The sequence below is a fragment of the Corynebacterium sp. LK2510 genome (genome assembly GCF_040946405.1).
Taxonomy (GTDB): domain Bacteria; phylum Actinomycetota; class Actinomycetes; order Mycobacteriales; family Mycobacteriaceae; genus Corynebacterium.
This window is the reverse complement of the sequence record NZ_JAYWLR010000001.1, coordinates 16,697-43,098: the sequence shown is the minus strand read 5'-3', so window position 1 is coordinate 43,098 and position 26,402 is coordinate 16,697. Positions and strand designations below refer to the sequence as shown.

20 protein-coding genes are annotated in these 26,402 nt (G+C 64.9%); 6 read left to right on the top strand and 14 right to left on the bottom strand.

Features of this window, described 5'->3' with window-relative positions:
* Position 1: 1 nt before the first annotated feature.
* From VVR41_RS00185 to gdhA, 10 genes are all read right to left on the bottom strand, one after another.
* Positions 2–1,438: an ammonium transporter gene (locus VVR41_RS00185; RefSeq protein WP_368523110.1), complete on the bottom strand. Its 1,437-nt coding sequence runs from the start codon at positions 1,436–1,438 to the stop codon at positions 2–4.
* A 160-nt stretch (positions 1,439–1,598) separates the two neighbouring features.
* Complete coding sequence (gene ftsY, locus VVR41_RS00180; protein WP_368523109.1) at positions 1,599–3,239, bottom strand: signal recognition particle-docking protein FtsY; 1,641 nt, start codon at positions 3,237–3,239, stop codon at positions 1,599–1,601.
* Between the two features lie 45 nt (positions 3,240–3,284).
* Positions 3,285–6,752 carry a chromosome segregation protein SMC gene (gene smc, locus VVR41_RS00175; RefSeq protein ID WP_368523108.1) on the bottom strand — a complete coding sequence of 1,156 codons (3,468 nt, stop codon included), beginning with the start codon at positions 6,750–6,752 and terminating at the stop codon, positions 3,285–3,287.
* A gap of 48 nt (positions 6,753–6,800) precedes the next feature.
* Positions 6,801–7,085, bottom strand: coding sequence for an acylphosphatase (locus VVR41_RS00170; RefSeq protein ID WP_321100773.1), 285 nt, complete (start codon positions 7,083–7,085; stop codon positions 6,801–6,803).
* 136 nt (positions 7,086–7,221) lie between these two features.
* On the bottom strand, positions 7,222–8,718 hold the full coding sequence (locus tag VVR41_RS00165) for an alanine/glycine:cation symporter family protein (RefSeq protein ID WP_368523107.1): 1,497 nt from the start codon (positions 8,716–8,718) through the stop codon (positions 7,222–7,224).
* 50 nt (positions 8,719–8,768) lie between these two features.
* On the bottom strand, positions 8,769–9,593 hold the full coding sequence (gene mutM / locus VVR41_RS00160) for a bifunctional DNA-formamidopyrimidine glycosylase/DNA-(apurinic or apyrimidinic site) lyase (protein ID WP_368523106.1): 825 nt from the start codon (positions 9,591–9,593) through the stop codon (positions 8,769–8,771).
* A 3-nt stretch (positions 9,594–9,596) separates the two neighbouring features.
* Positions 9,597–10,370, bottom strand: coding sequence for a ribonuclease III (rnc, locus tag VVR41_RS00155; protein WP_321100777.1), 774 nt, complete (start codon positions 10,368–10,370; stop codon positions 9,597–9,599).
* A complete protein-coding gene (locus tag VVR41_RS00150) occupies positions 10,367–10,903 on the bottom strand; it encodes a YceD family protein (protein WP_321100779.1) in 537 nt (178 codons plus the stop codon). Before VVR41_RS00150 ends, rnc begins: the two co-directional genes overlap by 4 nt.
* A gap of 32 nt (positions 10,904–10,935) precedes the next feature.
* Positions 10,936–11,703 carry a DivIVA domain-containing protein gene (locus VVR41_RS00145; protein ID WP_368523105.1) on the bottom strand — a complete coding sequence of 256 codons (768 nt, stop codon included), beginning with the start codon at positions 11,701–11,703 and terminating at the stop codon, positions 10,936–10,938.
* Between the two features lie 104 nt (positions 11,704–11,807).
* Positions 11,808–13,154 carry an NADP-specific glutamate dehydrogenase gene (gene gdhA / locus VVR41_RS00140; protein WP_368523104.1) on the bottom strand — a complete coding sequence of 449 codons (1,347 nt, stop codon included), beginning with the start codon at positions 13,152–13,154 and terminating at the stop codon, positions 11,808–11,810.
* 246 nt (positions 13,155–13,400) lie between these two features.
* On the opposite strand from gdhA, the gene VVR41_RS00135 reads away from it, so the two are divergent.
* The gene (locus tag VVR41_RS00135; protein ID WP_368523103.1) at positions 13,401–14,528 is read left to right on the top strand and encodes a glycerate kinase; all 1,128 of its coding nucleotides are present in this window, start codon (positions 13,401–13,403) and stop codon (positions 14,526–14,528) included.
* Here VVR41_RS00135 and VVR41_RS00130 read toward each other — a convergent pair.
* Positions 14,498–14,896, bottom strand: coding sequence for a hypothetical protein (locus VVR41_RS00130; protein ID WP_368523102.1), 399 nt, complete (start codon positions 14,894–14,896; stop codon positions 14,498–14,500). The genes VVR41_RS00135 and VVR41_RS00130 overlap by 31 nt on opposite strands.
* A 31-nt stretch (positions 14,897–14,927) precedes the next feature.
* Between VVR41_RS00130 and VVR41_RS00125 the strand changes: the two genes are divergently transcribed.
* From VVR41_RS00125 to VVR41_RS00105, 5 genes are all read left to right on the top strand, one after another.
* Positions 14,928–16,244: a DUF4921 family protein gene (locus VVR41_RS00125; RefSeq protein ID WP_368523101.1), complete on the top strand. Its 1,317-nt coding sequence runs from the start codon at positions 14,928–14,930 to the stop codon at positions 16,242–16,244.
* A gap of 154 nt (positions 16,245–16,398) precedes the next feature.
* Positions 16,399–17,664, top strand: coding sequence for an amidohydrolase (locus tag VVR41_RS00120; RefSeq protein ID WP_368523100.1), 1,266 nt, complete (start codon positions 16,399–16,401; stop codon positions 17,662–17,664).
* A 222-nt stretch (positions 17,665–17,886) separates the two neighbouring features.
* Complete coding sequence (locus VVR41_RS00115) at positions 17,887–20,280, top strand: glycogen/starch/alpha-glucan phosphorylase (protein WP_368523099.1); 2,394 nt, start codon at positions 17,887–17,889, stop codon at positions 20,278–20,280.
* Complete coding sequence (pabB, locus tag VVR41_RS00110) at positions 20,277–22,313, top strand: aminodeoxychorismate synthase component I (protein WP_368523329.1); 2,037 nt, start codon at positions 20,277–20,279, stop codon at positions 22,311–22,313. The genes VVR41_RS00115 and pabB overlap by 4 nt, the downstream gene beginning before the upstream one ends.
* Complete coding sequence (locus VVR41_RS00105; RefSeq protein ID WP_368523098.1) at positions 22,310–23,050, top strand: aminotransferase class IV; 741 nt, start codon at positions 22,310–22,312, stop codon at positions 23,048–23,050. The genes pabB and VVR41_RS00105 overlap by 4 nt, the downstream gene beginning before the upstream one ends.
* On the opposite strand, the gene pyk is transcribed toward VVR41_RS00105, so the two are convergent.
* The 3 genes from pyk to VVR41_RS00090 all read right to left on the bottom strand — a co-directional run bounded on the left by pyk (position 23,047) and on the right by VVR41_RS00090 (position 26,360).
* Positions 23,047–24,489, bottom strand: coding sequence for a pyruvate kinase (pyk, locus tag VVR41_RS00100; RefSeq protein ID WP_368523097.1), 1,443 nt, complete (start codon positions 24,487–24,489; stop codon positions 23,047–23,049). The genes VVR41_RS00105 and pyk overlap by 4 nt on opposite strands.
* Positions 24,490–24,504: 15 nt before the next feature.
* Positions 24,505–25,458: a prolipoprotein diacylglyceryl transferase gene (lgt, locus tag VVR41_RS00095; RefSeq protein WP_368523328.1), complete on the bottom strand. Its 954-nt coding sequence runs from the start codon at positions 25,456–25,458 to the stop codon at positions 24,505–24,507.
* A 74-nt stretch (positions 25,459–25,532) separates the two neighbouring features.
* Complete coding sequence (locus tag VVR41_RS00090; RefSeq protein WP_368523096.1) at positions 25,533–26,360, bottom strand: indole-3-glycerol-phosphate synthase; 828 nt, start codon at positions 26,358–26,360, stop codon at positions 25,533–25,535.
* Between the last annotated feature and the right edge of the window lie 42 nt (positions 26,361–26,402).

Here is a 26,402-nt window from a genome sequence, read left to right as displayed (position 1 = left end):
TCTAGTTCTCCTCTCCTACTGGTGCATTACGTGTCGACTGTGCCACAGGCGCACTTTCCCAAACAGGCGCACTTTGGCGGTCGACACGAGCCTCATTGAGTCCGAGTTCGGCTGCGGACCGGTTGCCCGCGGGGACACCGCCCGGCCGCATGCCCGGACCGCCGAGGTCGTAGCCGGTCTCACGGTGCTGAGAGTAGTCGATTCCGTCGAACTCCTCTTCGCTGGTAATCCTCCAGCCCATGGTGAACTTGATGGCCAGGGCGATGATCAGGGTCACGATGCCGGCGAAGATCATGGAGACGACTGCGATGACGGTCTGGACCGCCAACAGGCGCCATCCATCTGCTCCACCGCCAGTGAAGATGCCACCGTCGACTGCGAAGAACGCAAGGCCGATGGTGCCCCACAGACCGGCGACGAGGTGTACGCCGACCACGTCGAGCGAGTCGTCGTACTTGAACACGTACTTCAATCCAACACCGAAGCAGGCGAGGATACCGGAGATGAAACCGAGGATCAGCGACGTGACCGGGGAGAGATCACCTGCGGCCGGGGTGATGGCGACCAGACCTGCGACGACGCCTGAGGAGGCGCCGAGGGAGGTTGCGGAGCCATCGCGGAAACGCTCAATCATGAGCCATCCGAGCATCGCGGCGGCGGTGGCAGCGGTCGTGTTGAGCCACGCCAAACCAGCGAGCCCGTCCGCCGCGAAAGCGGAACCACCGTTGAATCCGAACCAGCCAAACCACAACAGTGCCGCGCCGATCATGACCAGCGGGAGGTTGTGCGGCCTCGAGTTCGAGTTCGGGAATCCTTGGCGCTGACCGATCAGGAGAGCCAGAACCAGTGCGGCGGTACCGGCGGAGATGTGAACGACGGTTCCTCCCGCGAAGTCGATCGGGGCGATTGCCGCTTCACCGTCGACAACTCCGAACATCCAAGAGGCGATGGAGAACTCAGCGTGGCTGAGGATGCCGCCGCCCCACACCATGTGTGCCAGCGGGAAGTAGACCAGGGTGGACCATGCGCCGGCGAAGACCATCCACGCGCTGATCTTGACTCGGCTCGCGATGGCTCCCGAGATGATCGCGGTGGAGATCACCGCGAATGTGAGCTGGAAGGCAATGTCGATGACGTTGGCGTATCCGCCGGCGCCTTCGATGTAGGTGCCGTCGGCATCCGCGATCGAGTCGCGCAATCCGAAGAATTCAAAGGGGCTGGCGAAGATTCCGCCGAAGGACTGGCTTCCGTACGACATGGACCAGCCCCACAACACGTAGATGACGCTGACGACGCCTAGGGCCGTAAACGACATCAACATCATGTTCAGCACGCTGCGACGAGAGGACATTCCTCCGTAAAACAGCGCCAGAGCAGGGGTCATGAGAAGGACCAGGGATGCCGACATGAGCATCCAGGCCGCGTTTCCCGCATCCATGGAGATCACCTTCCTATTTCTATTGGTCGATAGTTCGACTGTGGACGACCTTATAACAACCTGAACTGCGGGAAAATAATTGACGAGATTTTGCGATACACGTCACAGAAAAACCCGCCTTCCCCGATAGTCGGGAAGGCGGGTCGAGAGGGAGGCAGTCTTAGCCGAGCAACGCGTCGACGAAGCTCTCTACCTCAAAGGGAGCGAGGTCATCGGCACCCTCACCCAGGCCGACGAGTTTGACCGGTACGCCAAGCTCCTCCTGGACTTGGAAGACGATGCCACCCTTGGCCGTGCCGTCGAGCTTGGTCAAGACCACACCGGTGATGTTGACAACGTCGCGGAACACCCGCGCCTGGGTAATGCCGTTTTGTCCAACCGTGGCGTCGAGGACAAGGAGAACCTCGTCGACGTGGGACTTCTTTTCCACCACGCGCTTGACCTTGCCCAGCTGGTCCATCAGGCCGGTCGCGGTGTGGAGGCGTCCTGCGGTGTCGACGAGCACAACGTCTGCCCCCTGGTCCACACCGGTGGCCACGGCATCGAAAGCGACGGACGCAGGGTCGGCTCCCTCCTTGCCGCGCACGGTCGACGCGCCCACGCGGCGGCCCCAGGTTTCGAGCTGGTCCGCGGCGGCGGCGCGGAAGGTGTCGGCGGCACCGAGGACGACCGAGTGGCCCATGGACACCAGCACGCGCGCGAGCTTGCCCGTCGTGGTGGTCTTACCGGTGCCGTTGACGCCCACGACCAGGATGACGGCGGGCTTGCCCTCGTTAGGCATGGCCTTAATCGAACGATCCATCTCGGGACGCGCGGCCTCGACGAGGGTCTCGCGCAGCATTGCGCGGGCCTCGGCTTCACTTCCGACGCCACGCTCGGCGATCTTCTCGCGCAGACTGTCGGTGATCCTCATGGTCAGCTGGGCGCCGAGATCCGCCATGATCAGCGTGTCCTCGATCTCCTCCCAGGCGTCCTCGTCGAGATCACCGGCGGTGAGGATGCCCAGCAGCCCCTGGCCGATAGCATTCTGGGACCGCGACAGGCGCCCGCGTAGCTTGCCGATGCGCCCGGCGGCAGGTTCGATCTCGTCAAGCTTCTCGCCGTCCTGCGGGTGGGAGACAATCGCGTCGTCGGATACGGCGGCGCCGTCCTTGCGGGCCTCTTCCGCAACCTCAGCGGTCACCGCAGCGATGCCGGCGGCCTCCTCAGCCTCCTCTTCAACGGCGCGGTGCTTCTCGACGAGCTCCTCGAGCGTGCTCGCAGACTCGTTGGCTTCCGCGGGCTCCGCAACCTCAGGGGTTTCGGTGTTTTCGGCGAAGTCGGCTGCCTCGTGGCTGACCTCCACGTCCTGCTCCCCCGCTGTTTCCGGGGGAAGAACTACGGCTGCTTCGTCGCCGTCGTTCTCAGTCGCAGCCTGCGCTTCGAACTCCGGATCGTCCGGGGCGGCGGCAGTCGTATCGGTTGCACGGCGGACCATGTCGTCGACAGATTCGACCGGCTCGACAGTCTCCGTCGGCTCAACCGGTGCGACGGACTCGGCACGTGCGGAAGACTCAGTAGTGTCGCGGCGGACGAGATCCGGCTGGGCCTCGGCCGGGGCGAAAGAAAACCCACCGGTGGCCTGATAGTTTCCGGATTTCTCCTGCTGGGTGAGTTCCTTCGGCTCCTCCGACTTCTCAAACGAAACCGTCTTCGCCTTCTTGCGGCGGTTGCCAGCGACGATGATCCCCACCAGCACAAGAAGGACCACCACAACGGCGGCAATGATCAACAAAAGCGTCACATCTGTCATGGCGTCCATAGTGCCAGCAGTACGCCCTGTCGCGCAGGTTCGGGCATCGCGAAACTACGAGGTCTCCTCCGGTGAGGCAGGTGTGGCCCCTGCCGGGCTCATCCGCTGCGAGATAACACGGGTCACGCCGTCGCCGCGCATCGTCACACCGTAGAGCACGTTGGCGACGTCCATCGTCGGCTTCTGGTGGGTAATGACGATCAGCTGGGAGTCCTGGCGCAGCTCCTCCAGCAGGGCGATGAGGCGTCGCAGGTTGACGTCGTCAAGCGCTGCCTCCACCTCGTCGAGGACGTAGAACGGGCTGGGGCGAGCGCGGAAGATGGCCACGAGAAACGCGAGCGCTGTGAGCGACTTCTCGCCGCCGGAGAGCAGGGACAGGCGCTTGACGCGCTTGCCGGGCGGGCGCGCCTCGATCTCGATGCCCGTGGCGAGCAGATCATCGGGCGCGGTGAGGACCAAGCGCGCCTCGCCGCCGGGAAACAGCGTGTGGAACACATTGGGGAACTCGGCCTGGACGTCGTGCCAGGCGTCGGTGAACAGCTGGAGGATGTGGTCGTCGACGTCCTCGATCACGCCGAGGAGGTCGCGGCGGGCCTGGATGACGTCGTCAAGCTGCGTCGACAAAAAGCTGTAGCGCTCCTCCAACGCCTTGTATTCCTCAAGCGCGAGCGGATTGACCTTGCCCAGGGAGCGCAAGTCCTTCTCCGCCTGGGCGAGGCGTTGCTGTTCGCTCGCGCGGTCGAAGTCGTCTCCCGGCGTGTAGCTTTCGAGCAGATCGGTGACCGAAATGCCGAGGGACTCGGTGATCTTCGCCTCCGCCTCGTCAATGCGCACCTGTGCCTGTGAGCGGGCAATGTCGGAGTTGTGTGCGTTCTGCGTCAGGCGCTCGAGTTGCTGACGGGCGGCGCTGACCGCGCTGCGCGCCTGCTGGTGCTGGGCCCGCAGACTGTTGACGCGCGCGGTGAGCGCGTCGCGCTGCGCCGTGGCCCGCTCGAGCGCATCGGTGGCACGGGCGACGATGTCGCGCGCGTGCTGCGCAACGACGACCGCGAGCTCCGCCTCCGCCTTCCGCTTCGCCATCGCCGCCTCATGGCGCGCCTTCGCCTGACGTTCGTGATCAGCCTGACGGCGCAGCGCCGGTCCCCGCCCGGCTGTAGCTTCTGCCTCCTGCTGCGCCGAGCGCGCGGCAAGTGCTGCCTCCATCTCGGCCGCGCGCGCCTGCTTCAACGCGGCGTTCGCGGCGTCGCGCGCGCCTGTCGAGGGCTCATCGGAGCGGTCCTCGCTCTCCACTCGCGCCAGGCGGTCCTGGGTTTCGGCAAGTTCCTCACGCAGCCGCACGAGCCGCGCTTCCGCCTCGGTGGCGCGTTCACTCGCGCGGTCGTGCTCAGCGCGGTTCGCCTCATACTGCTTGACCAGGCGCTCGTAGTCGCGGCGCCAGGCGGCGAGGTTCGCGTCGTGCTCACGAAGCGCGGCCTTGGCGCCGGCGGCGGCAACGCGCGCGTCCTCGGCGGCGATCTTCGCCCCTTCGAACGTGCCGGAGAGCTCCTCAAGTTGGGCACGCGCCTGCTCGAGTTCCTCGGTCGCACGCTCAATCTGGCCGCTGAGTTCCACCGCGGTCGGGTGCCCCGAACCAGCGGCGACCCAGCCTTCTCCCACTAACACGCCGTCGCGCGTGACCGCCCGCAGACGCGGGTCCGCGTCCACGAGAGCACGGGCCGCCTCGGGTGAATCCGCTAGGGCGACATCCACCAACAGGCGGGTCACCGGCCCGCGCAGCTCTGCCGCAATGGTCAGGTGGTCGAGCAGCCAGTCCACCGGCTGATCCGTCTCCAGGCGCCATTCCTCGCCGCCGGACGGGTAAAACACCACGGCGCGCTCGGCACCCGCCAGCTTCTCGACGACCCCCTCACCCGCACCGACGAGCGCCTCCGCATACGGGCCAAGCGCCGCCGCGGCCGCGGTATCGACCCCGTCACGGGCGGAAATCTTCGTGGCCACGGCGTCGAAGCCGTCGCCGAGCGCGTCGGCCGCCGGCACGGTCGGGGTCTGCTCCTCAAGCGTGCTGATGCGCGACTCGAGGGAGAACACAGCCCGCTCACGGTCGCGCTGCGCGGCACGCAACTGCTCCAGGCGCTTTTCCGCCGCGTCCGATTCCGTGTGGGCGCGCACGTGTGCCTCGTCAAGCGGGTCCCGCTCCGCCTGGAGCGAGGCTAACCGGTCAGCGACCTCACCGGCTTCCGCGTGCGACGCCGTGCTGCGCTCGCGGGTTTCCCCAAGCGTCTCACCAAGCCGCGCGATCTCGTTTTCGGCGGCCGCCACGGCAGCCTTGTGGGATTCCTCCTGAGCCAGCAGGCGCACCACGCCCTCGCGGCGGTCCGCGATCGCGCGCACCTGGGCGAGGTGCTCGCGTTCGGCGTCGTCGAACGCCTCCTGCAGCTCGGCGACTTCTTCACGGACTGTTTCTAAGCGCTCCGCGGCCTCCTCGGCCTTCTCCAACGCGTCCGCGTGCTGCTCATCGGCGACATTGGCGCGCGCGAGAAGGTCGTCGGGGTCTTGGCCGTGGTAGGCCACATCCACCCGCGCGTTGCCGGCGCGCTCTGTCGCGATGCGCACCGTGGCACTCGCACGCTCGGCGAGGGTTGACAGCTCGAACCACACCTGCTGCGCCTCCTCGGCCTGCGGCTGGGTCTCGCTCTGCTCCCGCTCAATCGCCTCAAGGCGCCCGCTTGCCTCCTCGAGCGTTTCGGTAGCCGTTTCCACCTGCTCGGCGATCATTTCGGCGGCGCGGGTGGCGTCGGAAAGCTTGGCGCGCAGCGTGACCACTTGGTCCCCGGCGAGGGTGAGGCGGGCGTCGCGAAGCGTGGCTTGGACGGTGGCCGCGCGCTTGGCGGCATCCGCCTGGCGGGCGAGCGGTTTGAGCTGCTTGCCGAGCTCGTCAGTCAGGTCCTGGAGGCGGTCGAGGTTCGCCTGCATTCCGGCGAGCTTGCGCTGCGCTTTCTCCTTGCGCCGGCGGTGCTTGAGCACGCCCGCGGCTTCCTCGATAAACGCGCGGCGCTCCTCAGGCCGGGACTCGAGGATTTCCGCGAGTTTTCCCTGGCCGACGATGATGTGCATCTCCCGGCCGATGCCGGAATCCGACAACAGCTCCTGGATGTCCATCAGGCGCGCCTTGGAGCCGTTGATTTCGTACTCAGAGGCACCATCGCGGAACATGCGGCGGGTGATCGCCACCTCGGTGTACTCGATGGGCAGGTGCTTGTCCGAGTTGTCGAAGGTCAGCGTCACCTCGGCGCGGCCGAGCGGCTTGCGGTCCCCGGCGCCGGCGAAGATGACGTCCTCCATCTTCCCGCCGCGGAGATTCTTCGCACCCTGCTCCCCCATCACCCAGGCAAGCGCGTCAACCACGTTGGATTTGCCCGAGCCGTTGGGCCCGACCACCGCGCAGATGCCAGGCTCGAACTTCATCGTGGTCGCCGAAGCGAAGGACTTGAAGCCCTTGAGCGTCAGCGATTTGAGGTGCATTGTTCGGATTCTATCGGGTCGTAGCTTTAACGCATCCGTGCCGCGCTCTTAGCGCTCGTCAAAGCCTTGCGCGCCCTTCGGCTCGGCAAACTGCTCGACGACAGTGTCGACACGTCCCGGGCGCCGCGCGCTCGACGGCTGTTCTCGCAGCAACTCGAGGAGCTTCTCGACGTCACCTCGCTCCCCCTCTGCAACAACCTCGACCCGGCCGTCCGCGAGGTTTGTTGCGTGGCCGGCCAGCCCGAGTTCGAGGGCGCGGGACCGCGTCCACCAGCGGAAGCCGACACCTTGAACGTGGCCGTGGACGAAAGCTGTCATGCGCGTATCTGCCATAGGACTCAGCCTAGCGGCCGATCAAGCACACGATCGACGATGTTCCATGCGAACGCCGGTCCGGACCACACCTGCCACCCACGAAAATGAGGCGGCCCCCGGAAGGACCGCCTCATCGAGCTAGAGTGCTCAGGTTTTATGCGTCGCGCAGCGTCTGCTTGTCTTCGATGCTGCGGCGGGTGACGGGATCAGAGCCGTCCCAGAACTCGACGTTCTTCAGCTCCGGAAGCATGTCGCGGTGGAAGACCGGGTCGACGCCCTGGCGGCGCTGCTCGTTGAAGTTGCGCAGCAGCTTGATGGCCACGCCGCCGAGCGGGATGATCGCGATGATGTTGATGATCGCGAGCGAGCCCGCCATGGTGTCGCCAAGCGCCCACACCAACGGGAGGGAGCCGAAGGCACCGAAGATGACGAAGCCAATTACGACAACGCGGAAGATAGTCATGACCAGCTTGGAGTTAGTCAGGTACTCGACGTTCGCCTGCGCGAGGTAGTAGTTACCGATAACGGAGGAAAACGCCAGGAAGAACAAAATGAACGTGATGGCGTGAGCACCCCACGCGCCGACAGAGTCGGCGAGCGCGGACTGGGTCAGGGCTGCACCCTGGATATCCTCCATGCCGTAGGTGATCGGCGGGCCAAGCAGCACGATGAACGCGGTGATCGAGCACACGAGCAGGGTGTCGAAGTACACGCCGAGGGTCTGCACGAGACCCTGCTTGACGGGGTGGGACACCGTCGCGGTCGCGGCAGCGTTCGGAGCGGAACCCATACCGGCCTCGTTGGAGAACAGGCCACGGCGCATGCCGTGCATGAACGCCATGGCCAGGGTTGCACCGGCAACCTCGCGCAAGCCGAGGGCGTTGGAGACGATCAGCGTAATCATGCCCGGGACTTCCTGGATGTTGAGCACAACCACGATCACACCGATGATGATGTAGGCACCGGCCATGAACGGCACGATGATCTGCGTCGCGGAGGCGATGCGGGTCACACCGCCGAAGATGATGAGCGCGGTCAGGCCCGCCACGAAGAGAGCGACAATAGCCTTGAGCGTGGTGGAATCGTTGTTCAGCGAACCACCGACGGCCTCAACAATGGAGTTGGTCTGGATCGCGTTGTAGACGAAGCCGTAGGTAAACGCCAGGAAGACAGAGAAGACAATCGCGACGGGCCTCCAGCCCAGACCGCGTGTCATGTAGTACGCCGGGCCACCGTGGTAGTTGCCCTGGTCGTCCTTCGTCTTCCACAGCTGGGCGAGGGTCGCCTCGATGAACGAGGTTGCACCGCCGATCAGGGCGATCATCCACATCCAGAACACCGCACCGGGGCCACCGATCGAGATCGCAAGTGCCACACCGGCGATATTGCCCGTGCCGACTCGCGACGCCGCGGAGATCGTGAACGCCTTGAAAGCGGAGATCCCGCCGTACTCGGAGTCGAGGTCGCGTCCCTCGCGGTCCTTGCCCTTCGGGGTCTCGACCACAGCGCGGAACATGTCGGGCAGAAGGCGAATCTGGACGAACAGTGTGCGCAGGCCGAAGTAGAGGCCCGCCGCCACAAGGAACCAGGGAACAATCTGCCAGATGAACCCGTTAATCGTCCCGTCGACGAAATCGTAGAGTTTTTCCATGCGGGGGATTCTAATATTAATCTGGGAGTTTCGTGGAACCGATCACAGGTTCAGAGCGTCTGGCAGCCGGGGCAAAACGTGCTCGAGCGGCCGTTGACCACAACTTTTCGCATCTTTGCCCCGCAGCGCAGGCACGGCGAGCCAGCGCGACCGTAGGCGTTAAGCGACCGGGAAAAGTATCCGCTGGAGCCGTTGACGTTGACATAGAGAGAATCGAAGCTCGTTCCGCCTTGGTCGAGGGCGCGCGCCATTACGTCGCGAGACTCCTCGAGCACCCGCACCGCGTCCGACGCCCTCAACGACCGGGCCCGCCGCGTTGGCTTCACGCCCGCGGCCCACAGAGCCTCGTCCGCGTAAATGGATCCGATTCCGCTGACAATGGCCTGGTTGAGCAAAACGGTCTTGATTGCGGAACTCTTCGTGCGGATGAAACGCGCCCGCTCGACGAGATCGAAGGAGGGCTCGAAGGGGTCGGGGGCGATGTGACCGATGGTGTCCGGGATGCCGTCCGCGCCCAGCGCGACGTACTGCCAGGAACCGAAGGTGCGCTGGTCCACGAAGGAAAGCTCGGTCTCCCCCAACTGCGCGCGGATACGCAGGTGCGGGCTCGTCACGGTTCCGGGTGCGCCGACGAGCATCTGCCCACTCATGCGCAGGTGGACGAGCAGCGCGGCAGAGTCGGACAGTGTCAGCCACATGAACTTGCCCCGCCTGCCGGTACCGGTCACCGTCAGACCGGGCAGGACCTGTTCGAGGTCAGCGTCATTGCCACGCACCGCACGAGGGTGGAGCACCACCACCCGAGAAAACGTATTCCCGACGAGGTGGCGGTCAAGGCCGCGACGCACCACCTCGACTTCGGGGAGCTCGGGCACGTACTATCCCTTGTCCGCCAAAGCGATCACTTCGGGGTGTTCGCGCAGGTAGAACACAGCCTCACGCGCGGCGTTCTGCTCGGCGGTCTTCTTATTCTGGCCGCGACCCCGCCCGCGAGATGCGGAACCGATAATTACATCGGCTGTGAAGATCTGTTCGTGCTCCGGTCCCTCGACGCTGCTTACGTATTCGGGAGCCTGCCCGCCCAGTTCGGCGACGCGCTCCTGGAGGACGGTCTTCCAATCGTGGTTGACCTTCGCCTCGTCGAGCTTTGCCCTGAACAGTTTGAGAACGACGTCGCGCGTGGTGTCGAAACCGTGCTGGCGGTAGATCGCACCGAGCAGCGCCTCCATGGTGTCCGCGAGGATGGAATCCTTGTCGCGGCCCCCCGTGACTTCTTCACCGCGGCCGAGCAACACGTGCTCACCGAGGCCGATGGTGCGGGCGACGTCAGCGAGCGCGTAGCGCGACACAACGCGCGAGCGCATCGGAGACAGGTCAGACTCTGGCCGCGACGGGTGGCGCTCGAACAGCTCGTTGGCAACAGACAGACCCAGCACCGCGTCGCCGACGAACTCGAGGCGCTCGTTGTTGGGCAGATTGTCGTGCTCGTTGGCGAAGGACCGGTGGGTCAAGGCAAGGCGCAGCAGTTCGCTGTCGACGTCCACGCCCACCTCAGCCAGCAAGGGCGCGTGGTCGACGGCTCCAAAACCTGCCGCCCACGCCTCTTCGCCGGTCAAACGGTTCTTGCGGGATTTGCGCGAACCGCGGCTCATAGGAACTTCTCCAACGCAGCCCAGCGCGGATCCACGGAATCACCGGCCTCACCGGAGACTCCATCCGGCTCGGGAACATCCGACGCATCGACGCACTCGGGCTCGCAGACCGGATTGAAAGGCAGGTTCATTCCCAGCTCATCCACGAACGCCTGCTCGAGGTTGACCGTGGTCCCTTCGATCTCGGGGATTTCGTCCCCGGAGCCGGCGTCGTCGTCGCTCTCCGGATCGCCGTGAATGAAGTCGTCACCGGAGGAAAACACCTGGTTGACGGTGGCGGAAAACTCCGGGGTGAGGGTGGACAGGCAGCGAACACACTGCCCCTCCAAGGTGCCAGTCGCGGTCGCATCGACCATGATGCCGGACCCGAGCGGGGTCACGACGGCCTCCACCGTCACGGTGGACCCCTTCGGCACGGCGATCATCTCGGGCCCGATCCGCGAGGGCGACGGCCCTTCCTGGGTCATGCTCACCGGCATACCGCCGCCGTTGAGGACATCGGCGACATCAAAAACAAAGGGATTAGTAGCCATAACAGCCACCAGACTACAACGAATGGCAGGGGTTAGTAATCCTGGTCCGTCTCACCCTGGCGCGAGTAGTTTCCAGCCTGAGCAGAACGACCGCGGCCCGCATACCCGTCGCCGGAAATCCCGGCGCCACGGCGCAGGGCAGAACGGTCGGACGAGACAGTGCGCAGCACGGTATTGAGGGTCTCCTCGAACTCGGCGAGCTTCGCGTCAACGTAATCGTCGCACTCGGTGCGCATACGCGACGAGTCCGCGCGTGCCTCGTCGACAACCCGGCGCGCCTCATCATCGGCGCGGCGAACGACCTCGGACTCGCTGACGAGCCGCTGCTGCTCGGCGAGACCCTCATCCACGCTGCGGCGGTACTCCTGGTTTCCGTTCTCGATGAGCCGGTCGGCCTCGTTGCGCGCAGAGGTCACAGTGGCGTCCGCGTCCTCGTTGGCGCGGGTGAGGATGCGATCGGCGTCCTCTTCGGCGTTGGCGACGAGCAGGGTTGCGCGCGACTGGGCGTCGGAAAGCATGCTCTCGGTCTGGGAGTGCACGTCCTGCATGATGCGATCAGCCTGATCCTCAGCGTCGGTGACGAGCTCGTCAGCGCGCTCCTGGGCCCCGCGAAGAATCTCGTCCTTTTGGTCGAGCACGTCCTGGGCGTCGTCGATTTCGACGGGAAGCGCGTTGCGCAATTCGTCGAGAAGCGCGAGCATCTCATTGCGGGGAACCATGCAATTGGAGGTCATCGGCACGCCGTAGGCCTGCTCCACAGTCTGGACGAGTTCATCGAGAGCTTCAAAAACGCGGTACATGAGTCCCTAGCGTACCGATGAAAACGCCCCACCCCCGACGGCACACGGGTAAAAGCTCCTCGTGTGCGCTCGTCTGCGGGGATGGGGCGCATTCGTGGGTGGAGTTAGATCACACCCTGGGCGAGCATTGCGTCAGCAACCTTCTTGAAGCCGGCGATGTTCGCACCGACGACGTAGTCGCCATCGCGGTCGTATTCCTTCGCGGTCGCCTCGGTGACCTTGAAGATGTTCGACATGATCGCGTGCAGACGCTCGTCGGTGTAGTCGAAGGACCAGGAGTCGCGGGAGGCGTTCTGCTGCATCTCGAGAGCGGAGGTAGCCACGCCACCGGCGTTGGCTGCCTTGCCCGGGCCGAAGCTGATCTTCTTCTCGCGGAAGTGCTCGACTGCCTCCGGGGTCGACGGCATGTTCGCGCCCTCGGCGACGTACTTCACGCCGTTGGAGACGAGCATCTTGGCGTGCTCGCCGTCGAGCTCGTTCTGGGTGGCGCACGGCAGGGCAACGTCGGCGCTGAGGCTCCAGATGCTGCCGGAGTCGTGGAAGGTCGCACCGGTGGCCTCTTCGACGTACGCAGAGACGCGCTCGCGGCGGTTTTCCTTGATGTCCTTGAGCAGATCCACGTCGACGCCGTTCGGGGTCTCGACCCAGCCGGAGGAGTCCGAGAAGCCGACGACGGTCGCGCCGAGCTCCTGGGCCTTCTGGATGGCGTAGATTGCCACGTTGCCGGAGCCGGAGACGATGACGCGGGCACCGTCGAGCGACTCACCCTTGGTCTTCATCATTTCGCTGGTGAAGTAGACGCAGCCGTAGCCGGTGGCCTCGGTACGCACCAGGGAACCGCCCCAGGTCAGGCCCTTGCCGGTGAGGACGCCGGACTCGTGCTGGTTGGCGAGCCTGCGGTACTGGCCGAACAGGTAGCCGATCTCGCGGCCGCCCACGCCGATGTCGCCGGCGGGGACGTCGCGGTACTCACCGATGTGGCGCCACAGCTCAGTCATGAAGGACTGGCAGAAGCGCATGATCTCGGCGTCGGACTTGCCCTTGGGGTCGAAGTCGGAGCCACCCTTGCCGCCGCCGATGGGCAGGCCGGTCAGGGAGTTCTTGAAGATCTGCTCGAAGCCGAGGAACTTGATGATGCCCAGGTTCACAGACGGGTGGAAGCGCAGGCCGCCCTTGTACGGGCCGAGCGCAGAGTTGAACTGCACGCGGAAGCCGCGGTTGACGCGGATCTGGTTGTTGTCGTCCATCCAGGGGACACGGAAGATGATCTGGCGCTCCGGCTCACAGAGGCGCTCGATGAGGCCGTAGTCGGCGTAGTGCGGGTCCTTTTCGAGGACGATCTTGAGGGAGTCAAGAACCTCAGCGACAGCCTGGTGGAACTCCGGTTCCCCGGCGTTGCGCTTCAGCAGCTTGTCGTAGTAGCCGGCTACTTCCTGATCGATGGAAGTCATGGTTTTCACCTTCCTATAGGGCGACGATAGTTGCGCATGGGTGCAAGCCCGTGGTCTGCAAACAAATACCTAACGAGCGGCAGGTTTGCAACGCCCTCCACAATACGCCGGATGGGGTGCAACCCATAAAAATCTGTGAAGACAGTGAAATATCTCTCTCCCATGGAGCGTTACGGCAGGCCAGCCATATCGCCTTACAATTCTCATTACACCGAATTAACGCACCCGAAAGGCTCCGCCCCGATTATGACCACTACCGCACCCGAGACAGCCGCCTCCCCAACCATCGTCATCGCGGGGGGCGTTCTCACCCTCGATGTCAGCGCCGACGACGCCGCCCAATGGCTTGCCGACGGGCTGCGTTCGGTGATCCACGACGCTGACGTGGTTTTCGCTCCGATGGCTGGTGGCGGCCCCGGCACGTCGGCGATGTTCGGCGGTGAGACTATTACCTTGCCCACGACCGATGCCGCAGGGCGGCTGACGGACGCCACCTACGTCTACGACAGCGCATCGGCGACTGCGTTTATCGACCTCGCCGCTGCCTCTGGGTGGGATCGCGTCCGCGACACTCCCGTCCCGCTCACCGGAGACACCTACGGCACCGGAGTTCTCATCGCGGACGCCCAGACCCGCGGGGCCAGCCGCATTGTCTTGTCCACCGGCGGCGCCGCGACCTTGGACGGTGGCACGGGCATCTTGGTCGCTCTCGGCGCGAACCCGCTCGCCCCCAACGGGCGCAACCTCGTCCCCGGCGCGACCGGCTTGGCGGAGTGCGCCGACCTCGACACCGCCGTGACCAATATCCCGGCCGCGTCACTCGACTTCCTCGTGCTTGCCGACGCCCCCGTGGCTGCAACCGGAGACAACGGCGCCGCCCGCGTGTACGGACCGCACATCGGCGCGAGCGAGGACGAGGTCGTTCGGGCGGACCAGGGTCTGGCTCGCCTGTGCGAGGTGGCCGGCGTCGACCCCTCCACTCCAGGAATCGGCGCAGGCGGGGCGGTCGCGGTGGGGATCACCTGGCTCTCATCGATCCTCCACGGCACGGCAGATCACGTCACCGTCGCCCCCGGCGCGCACGTCATCGCCCAGCTGCACGACCTCCCGGCGCTGCTCGATAGAGCGTCACTGGTCATCACGAGTGGCACCAACGGGACTTCGTCGGACGAAAGCGTAGCGGCCACCGTGCTGGGGCTTGCGGCCGCGCGCGAGACCACGGCGGCAGTCATCGATATCGCGGCTACCGACGCCGCCTCGGCAGCGGACATCAGCGTCCAACTACCCACCACCGGCGACCCACGCGAGGAGCTCGAAGCCGCAGGTGCGCGCATCGCGGTGGACTACCTGCGGATCTCCACGGTCCACGGGTAGATCGACGCGACCTCGAAGCGCTCCTCCATCATCAGCGCGACAGGGTCATTGGGAAGGTCCGCCTTCGGAGTCAAAATCCGCGACAGGCCCATCGCGAGCCGGTTGTAGCTATCCACTCCGTGGGCCTGAATGAGAAAGCGGTGCACCCGCGCGCCGTCGTCGGCAGGTTCAGACCCGCGATCCGTGCGGTAGACCTGTTCGAGTTGGGCGGTCGTGGAGGCGTCGACAAGCGGGGGCTCGGCGTGCTCGGCGCTGCCGGAATCGAGCAGGCCGCGCTTGACCAAGATGTCCAATGCGCGCTGGAAGGCCGCGGCTACCTCTGAGGCTTGCGCGTCAGGGACGAGGACATCGAACTGAATGATCGGCATAGATTCAGGCTAACCAATACTGTTGAACCCCATGACATCTCATCTCCATTCGCATCACGAGACGCTGACAACGATGGCCGACGGAACCATCAAGCAGATCAATCCGTTCTCGGGGACCGAGGTGTGGACCGTTCCCGGCCGCGGTGACCGGCCCCTCAGCGCCCCGGCCGCCGCTCCCCAGCCGCTTAGCCCCGGTGCTGCGACGTCGACCTGCGCGTTCTGCGAAGACAATCAGCTTCAGACCCCACCGGAAAAATCACGCATCGTGCGCCGCAACGGTTGGGAGATTTTGCGCGGACTCACCCCGGACGAGCTCGGCCAGACCCAGGCGGAGTTTCGCCGCGTGCCCAACCTGTTCGAGATCGTCTCCTACGACTACTGGAACAAAAACTACGGCTTCGAGATGTCGCCTCAGCAGCGCGAGCGCATGGAGTCCTACCTCTCCATCGACGTTGGGCGCAGCCACGTCATGGAAATCGTGCGCAAGCGCCTCGGTGCTGCGGGAAAACAGGCTACCGATACCGAACTGCTCGCGCTCGCCCCGGCCTACTTCGCAGGCGGGCACGACGTGATCATCGCCAGACGGCACTACATCGACGGGGCGACTGACACCTCGCAGCTCGCGTCCTCGGGCACACTCACGCCGGAGGAGCACCACGCGTTTATCACCCTGACCATCGACTCAATGCGCGATCTGTACTTCTCCAACCGCTACGTGCCTTACGTCGTGGTATTCCAGAACTGGCTCTCCCCTGCAGGCGCGTCGTTCGAGCACCTGCACAAGCAGCTCGTTGCTATCGACGAGCGCGGGGTGAACAACGACGAAGAAATAGCCAAACTGCGCCACAACCCGAACATGTACAACGAGTTCGGCGTCAACTACGCCTTCTACAACAACCTCGTCATCGCGGAGAACGACACCGCGATCCTCGTCGCGGGCATCGGCCACCGTTTCCCCACCGTGACGGTCTACTCCAAGTCCGCCGCTTTAGAGCCCTGGGACATGAGTCCCGAGGAAGCGCGCGACTTCTCCGACATGCTCCACGCCGCCCACGCCGCAACGGGCCCGGAGGTGGCGACCAATGAGGAGTGGCACCACAAACCCATCGACCTCGACATTCCGATGCCTCTGCGCGTGAACCTGAAGTGGCGCGTCTCCACCCTTGCTGGCTTCGAGGGCGGCACGAAGATATATGTCAACACGCTCTCCCCACACGCCATCCGCGACCGCATGGTGGCAAACCTGCACCAGCAGCGCGCACTCGGTGCGATTGCGCCGTCTATTCGCATCGCTACGGAGTGTTCTCCAGCGCGCAATTGCCTGCGCTACAACCCGTCGCTGCAGTAGTTCGTGGACCGGAGCTCCTACAGTGGAGCGCAGAACCTACAGCATGGGGCCACGACTCACCATGACTAACCCCGATGAACCATGACGAACCGAGATCGCACACGAGATTAAAACCTCACTCGATCCACGCTTGAGAAAGGAGCCGACACACACGATGAGCGAGACCCCGGATTTCCAGTCCATCCTCGACAGCTACCAGATCGACCCGGTGTGGCAGCGCCGCTTATACGAGATTTTGCACGCCAACCCCGAGTTATCGATGCAGGAAACTGAAACGCATCGGCGCATCATGGTCGAGCTCGGTCGCTTCGACTGTGAGATCATCGCCCCCATTGGCAAGCACGGGATCGTCGCAGTTTTCCGCAACGGCGACGGACCGACTGTCTTGTACCGCGCAGACTTCGACGGGTTGCCCGTGACCGAGGAAACCGGAGTGTCCTACGCCTCGCACAAACTCGTTCCCGGCGCTGACGGCACTCCGGTGGGCACCATGCACGCCTGTGGCCACGACATCCACACGTCAGCACTTCTGGGCCTGTGCGACTTCATGGATCACACCCGCGAAGCATGGTCAGGAACGTTTATCGCCCTGTTCCAGCCCGGTGAAGAAATTGGCGCCGGCGCCAATGCGATGATCGACGACGACCTTGTCGACCGGATCCCGCGCCCCGACGTCTGCTTCGGAATGCACGTCATGCCCGGGCGCGCTGGGCAGGTGATGAGCAAGGCTGGCCCACAGTTCGCCGCGTGTGACTCGATCCGCATCCGCATCCCCGGCCGCAGCGCCCACGGATCCATGCCGCACAACGCCATCGATCCGACGTATACGGCGGCGATGATCATTACCCGCGTGCAGGGTTTGGTCGGCCGCGAAGTCGACCCCAGCGATTTCGCCGTGATCACGGTCGCGCAGATGCGGGCCGGATCCACCAACAACATCATTCCTGGTGAGGCCGAGCTGACGCTGAACTGCCGGTTCTACAGCGACAAGACCAAGGCACGGCTCTACGCCTCCCTCGAGCGCGTCGTCCACGCCGAGGTGTTTGCCTCCGGCAGCACGGAGAAGCCGACGATTGAGTATTTCGCCCACGGCGAGCTGCTCGACAACGACGCGATCGTCTACAACCGCGTCCGCGCCAACTTCGACGCCGTCTTCGGCACCGATTCCGTCAACGCGCCGCGCAAGACGGTGTCGGAGGACTTCCCCAACATCCCCATGGCCTTCGGGGTGCCGTACTTTTTCTGGCTCATCGGTTGCACCCCGCACGAACAGTGGGACGCCGCGGTGCGTGCCGACCGGGTCAATGAGGATGTCCCGGTCAACCACATGTCCACGTTCCTCCCCGAGTACGAACCAACTATCGACGCAGCCAACCGCGCCGCCGTGGTCGCGGTGATGACGTACCTCGCTCGCCACTGAGTAACCACTGAGTAACCACCGAGTCGCTTTTGAGCCGCATCCCTGACGCACCCCGGCTGCACCCGCGCGACCGTAGGGGGCGTTGTAGTCTCGTACACCAGTAACACTCTCCCACTTCGGCGGCCGAGCTCAGCCTTTCTGAGCCTGCCGAGGGCACACCAATCAGGCCAACCACCCCCGCTATTGCTCGCCGCGAGCCTTCACACAACGAGGATGAACACCATGAATGCAAAGACACCCACCCCTGACTTCGCATCCACTGTCCCCGGTCACGTCCGCGGTTTCTCCGGGGCGCGCCCGGAAAACTCCACGGTAAAGAAGTTCTGGACAGGCATGTCCGCCGCTGTCGTAGACCAGCTCGCCGAGGACTGGGACGCAACAAAGAAGGCCTACGCCGCGACTCGGCAGCAGGCTTACTTCTCAGCGGAGTTCCTCCAGGGACGCGCGCTGCTGAACAACCTCACCAACTTGGGCCTGGTCGAGGACGCGGTGAAGGTGGCGCAGGAAAACGGGCTGGAGCTAAGCGACATCATGGAGGCGGAGCACGACGCAGCTCTGGGCAACGGCGGCCTCGGCCGTCTCGCCGCGTGCTTCCTCGACTCCGCGGTCACCCAGGACTACCCCGTGACCGGCTACGGCCTGCTCTACCGTTACGGGCTGTTCCGCCAAGAGTTTGTTGACGGGTTCCAAAAGGAACACCCCGATGCGTGGAAAGAGTCGTTCTACCCGTTCATCGTGCGCCGCGGCTCCCAGCAGCGCATCGTGTGCTTCGATGACATGAGCGTGCGCGCGGTACCTTACGACATGCCGATTACCGGCTACGGCACCCGCAACGTCGGAACCCTGCGTTTGTGGGACGCGAAACCGATCAATGAGTTCGATTACGACGCGTTCAACCACCAGCGCTTTACCGACGCGATCCTCGAGCGCGAGGCAGTGCACGACCTGACCCGCGTGCTTTACCCGAACGATTCCTCCTTCGCCGGCAAGGTGCTGCGCGTGCGCCAGCAGTACTTCTTCGTCTCCGCGTCGCTGCAGGAGATGATCGACAACTACATCGCCCACCACGGCGACGACCTGACCGGGTTCCACACCTACAACTCGGTTCAGCTCAACGACACCCACCCGGTGCTCGGGATCCCTGAGCTGATGCGCCTGCTCATGGACGAGCACGGCCTCGGTTGGGAGGAGGCGTGGGAGGTAACCTCGGCGACCTTCGCCTACACCAACCACACCGTGTTACAGGAAGCCCTGGAGACCTGGGACGTGGCCATCTTCAAGCAGCTGTTCTGGCGCATCTGGGAAATCATCGTCGAAATCGACCGCCGCTACCGCCTCGATATGGAAGCCCGCGGCGTCGCGCCGGAGACCGCCGAACACCACGCCCCCGTCCACGACGGCCAGGTGCACATGGCGTGGATTGCTGCGTACGCCTCGTACTCGATCAACGGTGTCGCAGCTCTACACACCGACATCATCAAACGCGACACCCTGAGCTTCTGGCACGACCTCTACCCGGAGAAGTTCAACAACAAGACCAACGGTGTCACCCCGCGCCGCTGGCTGCGCATGTGCAACCCGAAGCTCTCTGCCCTACTCGACCGCCTCGCCGGCAACGACGAGTGGGCCACGGATCTGAGCAAGCTCACGGAGCTGCGCCACTTCGCCGAGGACGACTCGGTGATGGAGGAACTGCAGGCGATCAAGGCAGCCAACAAAGCTGACTTCGCTGCGTGGCTGGCCGACCACCAGGGCGACGAGATCGACACCGATTCGATCTTCGACACCCAGATCAAGCGCCTTCACGAGTACAAGCGCCAGCTAATGAACGCGCTCTACATTCTCGACCTGTACTTCCGCATCAAGGAAGACGGCGAAACCGACATTCCGAAGCGAACCTTCATCTTCGGTGCGAAGGCTGCTCCCGGCTACACGCGCGCAAAGGGCATCATCAAACTCATCAACGCCATCGGCGAGGTGGTCAACAACGACCCGCAGGTTTCCTCGGTTATCCGCGTGGTTTTCGTGGAGAACTACAACGTCTCCCCGGCCGAGCGCATCATCCCCGCAACGGACGTCTCCGAGCAGATCTCCACCGCTGGCAAGGAAGCATCCGGTACCTCGAACATGAAGTTCATGATGAACGGCGCGCTCACCCTCGGCACCATGGACGGCGCGAACGTCGAGATCGTCGACGCCGTGGGCGAGGACAACGCCTACATCTTCGGCGCCCGCGAGGAGCAGCTGCCCGGACTGCGCGAAATGTACATCCCGCAGGCCGCCTACGACCAGGTCCCCGGTCTCAAGAGAGCCCTGGATGCGCTTGTCGACGGCACCCTCGACGACGCCGGCACCGGCGCGTTCCACGACATCCGCGGCTCGCTTCTCGACGGCAACGGCTGGGAGACCCCCGACCTGTACTACGTTCTCGGCGATTTCGCGGACTACCGCGATACCCGTGACCGGATGGCCCGCGACTACGAGGAGGACCCGCTGGCCTGGGCGCGGATGTGCTGGACCAGCATCTGCGAATCCGGCCGCTTCTCCTCCGACCGCACCATCCGCGACTACGCCACCGAGGTGTGGAAGATCGAGCCCACTCCGATCTCGCGGTGATTCTGCTCGTCGACAATCGCGACTCCTACACGCACAACCTGGCGCACCTCATCGCCTCCGCGGCGGGGTCCGCGCCACTGGTCGTGCGTGCCGACGACGTCGCAGCACTCGGCATCGATTCCCGCGTGCGCGGCGGGGAGTTCACTCACGTGGTGATCTCCCCTGGCCCCGGCACCCCGGCCAGCCCGGCGGATTTCGCCGGATCGCGCCTGGTGATCGAAGCGGCCAGTGACCTCCCCGTGCTCGGTGTGTGTTTGGGACACCAAGGGCTCGCGCTGCTCGCCGGCGGCAGCATCGGTGCGACACAACCGCACCACGGGCAGGTATCGACCATCACCCACAGCGGGCAGGGCATCTTCAATGGATTGCCCCAAGGTTTCGCGGCGGTGCGCTACCACTCGCTGCGTGTCGCCGAGCCGACTGAACCACACCGCATCGAGGTCCACGCCCGCAGCGAGGATGGGGTGATTCAAGCCCTGCGCATCGCCGGGACGAATCACTGGGGAGTGCAGTTTCACCCGGAGTCCGTCCTCAGCGACCACGGCGAACAACTCATCCGCAACTTCCTCGGGCTCGCTTCGCTTTCCGACGCCTCAGACGCACCCGCGTCCACCTCACCTCGGGCGAAACGCACACCTCGAACCACGTGGCGGGTGCTGCACCGCAGCGAGAGCATCGACCTCGACTGCGAACGCACCATCGCAGAGCTTCGCGACGCAGCCCCGGACTCCGATGTTTTCTGGCTCGATTCCGCCACCGGGGAGGGGTTCAGCATCCTCGGCACGACCCGCGGCTCCCAGGCCCGTACGCTCTCCTACCGCCTCGGGGACGCAGGCCCGGACATCCTCGCCCAACTGGACGCGCAGCTCGATGACGCAATCGACACCACAGGCGTGCCTGCTCTGCCGTTTATCGGCGGCTGGCTGGGCTACCTCGGGTACGAGTGCGCGGCGCTGACGCTGCCCGGTTTTCGTCCTAGCCACCAGGCAGAAGGCCCGGACGCATACTTCGTGCGACCACAGGCGTTCGTCGTCTACGACCACTCCGCCAGCGTCGCCCACTGCCTCGCGCTGCACGACGCGGCAGAGTCCGACGCCGAAGCAATCGCGCTCGTGGATGAGCTGCGCGGTTGTCTGCGTTGCGTCGTCAAGCATGCACCCGGCGAGGCGGCGGATCCAGCGTCGCTCATGCCCGGATCCTGGCGCATGACGCGGGCGGAGTACCGCGACAGGTTCGACCGGATCAAAACTGCGCTGGCGCGGGGTGACTCCTACGAGGTGTGCCTGACCGACGCCGTCTCCACCCACTGCGAAAGCGACGCTGCCGCAGACGGATTCAGTGTGTATCGCAGCCTACGCCGCGGAAATCCCGCGCCCTACGCCGCCTACCTTTCGTTCGGCGCCCGCGAGATCCTGTGCAGCTCCCCCGAGCGCTTCCTCACCGTTCGCGGACGCCGCGTGGAGACCAAACCCATCAAAGGCACAATCTCTCGTAGCGCCGAGCCGCATTCGCTTTACGACGACCCCAAGACCCGCGCCGAAAACCTCATGATCGTCGATCTTGTGCGCAACGACCTTGGCCGGGTGTGCGAGTTCGGCTCGGTCGCGGTGCCGAAGCTGATGGCGGTGGAGAGCTTCGCTACCGTGCACCAGCTCGTCTCCACCGTCACGGGGACGCTGCGCCGCGACGTGAGTCTCGTCGATCTCATCCGCGCCACGTTCCCCGGAGGTTCCATGACGGGTGCACCGAAGGAGCGCACCTGCGCGATCATCGACGAGCTCGAGGCCGGCCCCCGCGGGGTGTATTCGGGAACGATCGGTTACCTCGGCTTCGACGGCTCGGCGGACCTCAACATTGTCATCCGCACCGCGGTCAAGGACGGCCGAACTCTGACCGTCGGCGCCGGCGGCGCAATTGTGTGGGATTCCGAGGCGGACGCCGAATACGCCGAGATGCATCTCAAGGCAGACGCGGTCCTAGCAGCTTTGTCGGGCCCGGCGCCGGGCATGCCCTCACCGGGGGCAACCCAGTGACTCGCTACGTATGGGACAACGCCTGGGTTCCTCACACCGAACCCGCACTCGATGCGAAGCACTGGGACGAGGTTGCGTGCGTGGATTCGTGGCGCCACCGCAACGGCACACTCAGCGGCTTCGACGCACACCGCGCCCGGTTCGAGCACACCGCAGGGCAGCTTCCCGACGCCCTGTGGGCCCAGGCGTTGGAACTGCTGGATCAGCCCGGCGATCTCTTCCCGCGGATTATGCTCGCCGCCTGCCGGATCTACCTGGAAATCCGCCCCGCCCCTGCGCTCCGCACCACGACAGCGCTCACGCTGCCGCAGCAGGGTTGGCCGGAACCTCGCACGGCACCGTTGGTGAAGGGTCCCGACCTGCAGCGCCTCGCGAGCCACCGCGCTGCATACTGCGCGCCTGGGACCGACGACGTGGCCTTGGATCACCTCGCCGAGACGACCACAGGCGCACTCGTTGGCTGGCGCGGGGACACTCTCGTGGTTCCCACTGCTACGGCCTTGCCTTCCATTACGCGTTCACAGGTGGTGCGCCGTGCGATCGAAACCGGAGTCGCAATCGAGCACGGCCAGCTCAGCCCTACCCGCCCGCTGTGGTTCCTCAACGCCTTGCACGGCATCAGTCCGGTCGATCAGGTATGGGTGAATGGTGCAGAAATGACTGTGCCCCACCACCCAGAAACCCAAGGCTGGGTTGACTGGTGGTGGGGCACGTTTGCCAGGCCTGATCTGGTTTAGATCTCCCGCGACTGGGCGGAGCTGCGCGTGGTGTCTTCTCCCAACTGGTGGACCAGGATGGTGTTCGTGGTACCGGGGATTCCCGGCGGGGTGCCGGCGACGATGACCATCGTGTCGCCCTCGTTGTACTGATCCATCGCGAGAAGGTACTCATCGACAGCGCGCACCATGTCATCGGTTCCGGTGACATCCGGGCACAGGAAGGTCTCTGCACCCCAGGTCAGCGCGAGTTGGGAACGCACTTGCTGGATCGGCGTGAACACGAGCAGTGGCAGATCGGGGTGCAAACGTGCGACGCGGCGCGCCGTATCGCCGGAAGTCGTAAACGTCACGATCGCGCGGGCGTGCAGGCGGTTGGCGATGTCGTTCGCCGAGTACGAGATCACGCCGCGCTTCGTGCGCGGAATGTGGTTCAGCGGCGGCACGCTACCCATGGACTCTGCGACAGCAACGATGCGGCTCATGGTGCGCACGACGTTGTGCGGGTCCACGCCCACCGAGGTCTCGCCGGAGAGCATGACGGCGTCCGCGCCGTCGAGCACCGCGTTGGCCACGTCGGAGGCCTCCGCACGGGTCGGCCGGGAGTTCTCAATCATGGAGTCGAGCATCTGCGTGGCGACAATGACAGGCTTGGCGTTCTCGCGCGCAATCTGGATCACGCGCTTCTGCACCAGCGGGACCTGCTCCAAGGGGATTTCCACACCCAGGTCACCGCGGGCGACCATGACCGCGTCGAAGGCGAGGATGATCGATTCGAGAGCTTCGACAGCCTCGGGCTTTTCCAGCTTTGCGATGACGGGAACGCGGCGCCCCACCTCGTCCATGATCTCGTGGACCAGATCGATATCCGACGGCGAGCGCACGAACGACAGCGCGACGACGTCGACGCCGAGGCGCAGCGCGAAGCGGAGGTCGTCCTTGTCCTTGTCCGACAATGCCGGCACGGAGATGTCCATGCCCGGCAGGGAGACACCCTTGTTGTTGGAGACCGGGCCGCCTTCGGTGACCTTGGCAACGACGTCGTTGCCGTCGACGGAGGTGACCACGAGGGCGACCTTACCGTCGTCGACAAGCAAGCGATCGCCCGGCTTGGCGTCCTTAGCGAGGTTCTTGTACGTCGTCGAAACGCGGTCGTGCGTGCCAGGGACGCCCTCGACGGTGATCCGGACTTCCTCCCCTGTCTCCCAGTACGTCGGCCCCTCTGCAAAACGGCCGAGGCGAATCTTCGGGCCTTGCAGGTCGGCGAGAATGCCGACGGCGCGGCCGGTCTGGTCGGTGGCCTTGCGCACCCAGCGGTAGTTCTGCTCGTGATCCGCGTGGTCGCCGTGCGAGAAGTTCAGGCGGGCCACATCCATGCCGTCGCGAACGAGGCCGAGGATCGCGTCCGCGCTTGCGACAGCGGGACCGAGAGTGCAGACAATCTTGGTTTTTCTATCCACGTTCTACCAACCTATTTACCTATCGGGGCTGCTCGGGGTGTGAATCGTTACGCCACTACGGTACTCCCCCGTGGCCGGTGCCGCTGCACTGTCTGGCTCAGTGCCTTCCCCGGCGTTGAACTCCGGGTCAACCTCGCGGGGCGTCTCCCGGCCGCGGGAGAGAGTGAAGAAGATAACCAGCGCAACGACGAACCAGATGGCGCTGACCCACGTGTTGACCCGCAGTCCCAGGATGAGGTTCGCTTCGTCGGCACGCATGAGTTCCACGATCGAACGGCCGAAGGAGTAACCCGCAACGTAGAGGGCGAACACCCTTCCGTGGCCGAGACGGAACCGGCGGTCCGCCCACAGCAGCAGTGCGAACACAAAAAGGTTCCAGATGAGCTCGTAGAGGAACGTCGGGTGCACGCTCGCGATGACTTCTCCCGTCGACCGGCCCGTCAGCGGAGCGAAATTGCCCTCGGGGTCTGCGCGGTAGTAGATGTCGAGCGCCCACGGCACGTCCGTCGGGCGGCCGTAGAGTTCTTGGTTGAACCAGTTGCCGAGCCGCCCGATGCCTTGGGCCAGGATGACCGCGGGCGCGGCGGCATCCGCAAACGGAGCAAGGGGCAGGCCCTTGTGACGAAACAGCAGCCAGACCGCCAGGGTGCCCAGCGCGATCGCGCCCCAGATGCCCAGCCCGCCGCCGCTGACGTTGAGCGCCTGCCACGGGTTTTTGCCCTCGCCGAAATACTTGTCGTAGTCCGTGATGACGTGGTACAAACGCCCACCAATGATGCCGGCGGGGATGGCCACGATCGCCGCATCCCACACCACGTCCGGATTTCCACCGCGTGCGGTATAGCGTCGGTTGGTCAACCACAGCGCCACGATCACCCCGGTGATGATGCATAGCGCGTAGGCCCGGATCGGGATCGGCCCGAGGTGCCACACGCCCTGCGGCGGGGACGGAATATTAGCCAGAATCATCGTTTCCACGCCCCATAGTGTGCCCTATCGCCCGGGATATGGGGATGAGTGCCCCGCAGACAGGGGATGAGACGTCAGGAGCGCGACGGGCACGCCGGGTGTTGGCCCGCCGCGGCGAGGCGGCGCGTCGCGGCGAAGATATCGCCTTGGCTCATCACGGCCTCGGCTGCGAGGACGGCATCGGCACCGCATGCGGCGGCGTCGATAAGGTCGCGCGGACTGCGCACACCACCCAGGCTGATCTTGATCACCTCCGTGGGCAGACCCGGGGCGATCTCGGCGAATGCGTCGCGGTTGAGCGCGTTGGTGTCGAAACTCCACGAGTTCACGGCGATAATGCGGGCACCCGCCTTCAGCGCGCGGTCGGCGTCTTCGGGGCTGCGCACCTCGGCCATGACTGCCATTCCTAGGCTTTCCGCGCGGTCGAGCAGCGCCTCAAGGCGAGCCTGCTCGAGGATGCCCACCTGGAGCGGAATCATGTCGGCGCCGTAGCAGCGTGCCTCATGAATCTGGTACGGGTCGACGATGACGTCACGGCACACCATAGGAAGCTGAACGGCCTCGCGTGCCGCCGCCATGTCCAGCAGTGACCCGCCAAAGCGCAACCGCTCTGTTTGGCAGGCGATCAGGTGGGCGCCGCCACTTTCAATGGCGCCGGCGACATCTTCGACGGAGTGGCCCGAGGCGGAAAACGGCGCGGTTGGCCCGTAGACGGGAGAAGTGCGCTTGATCTCGACGATGACGCCGCATCCGGAGCGCAGCAGGGCACCCGTGGCATCGCGAGTAGGTGCCATAGCGCGCGAGCGCGCCTTGATGTCTTGGAAGGGGATGACGGCCTCGCGCCGCTCGACGTCGCGAAGCACGCCGGATACGACACTGACGGCAGATTCCATCGTGCCCATCCCCACCACCCCTCTCGTCGGAGTACCGGCAAAGTAAAACTC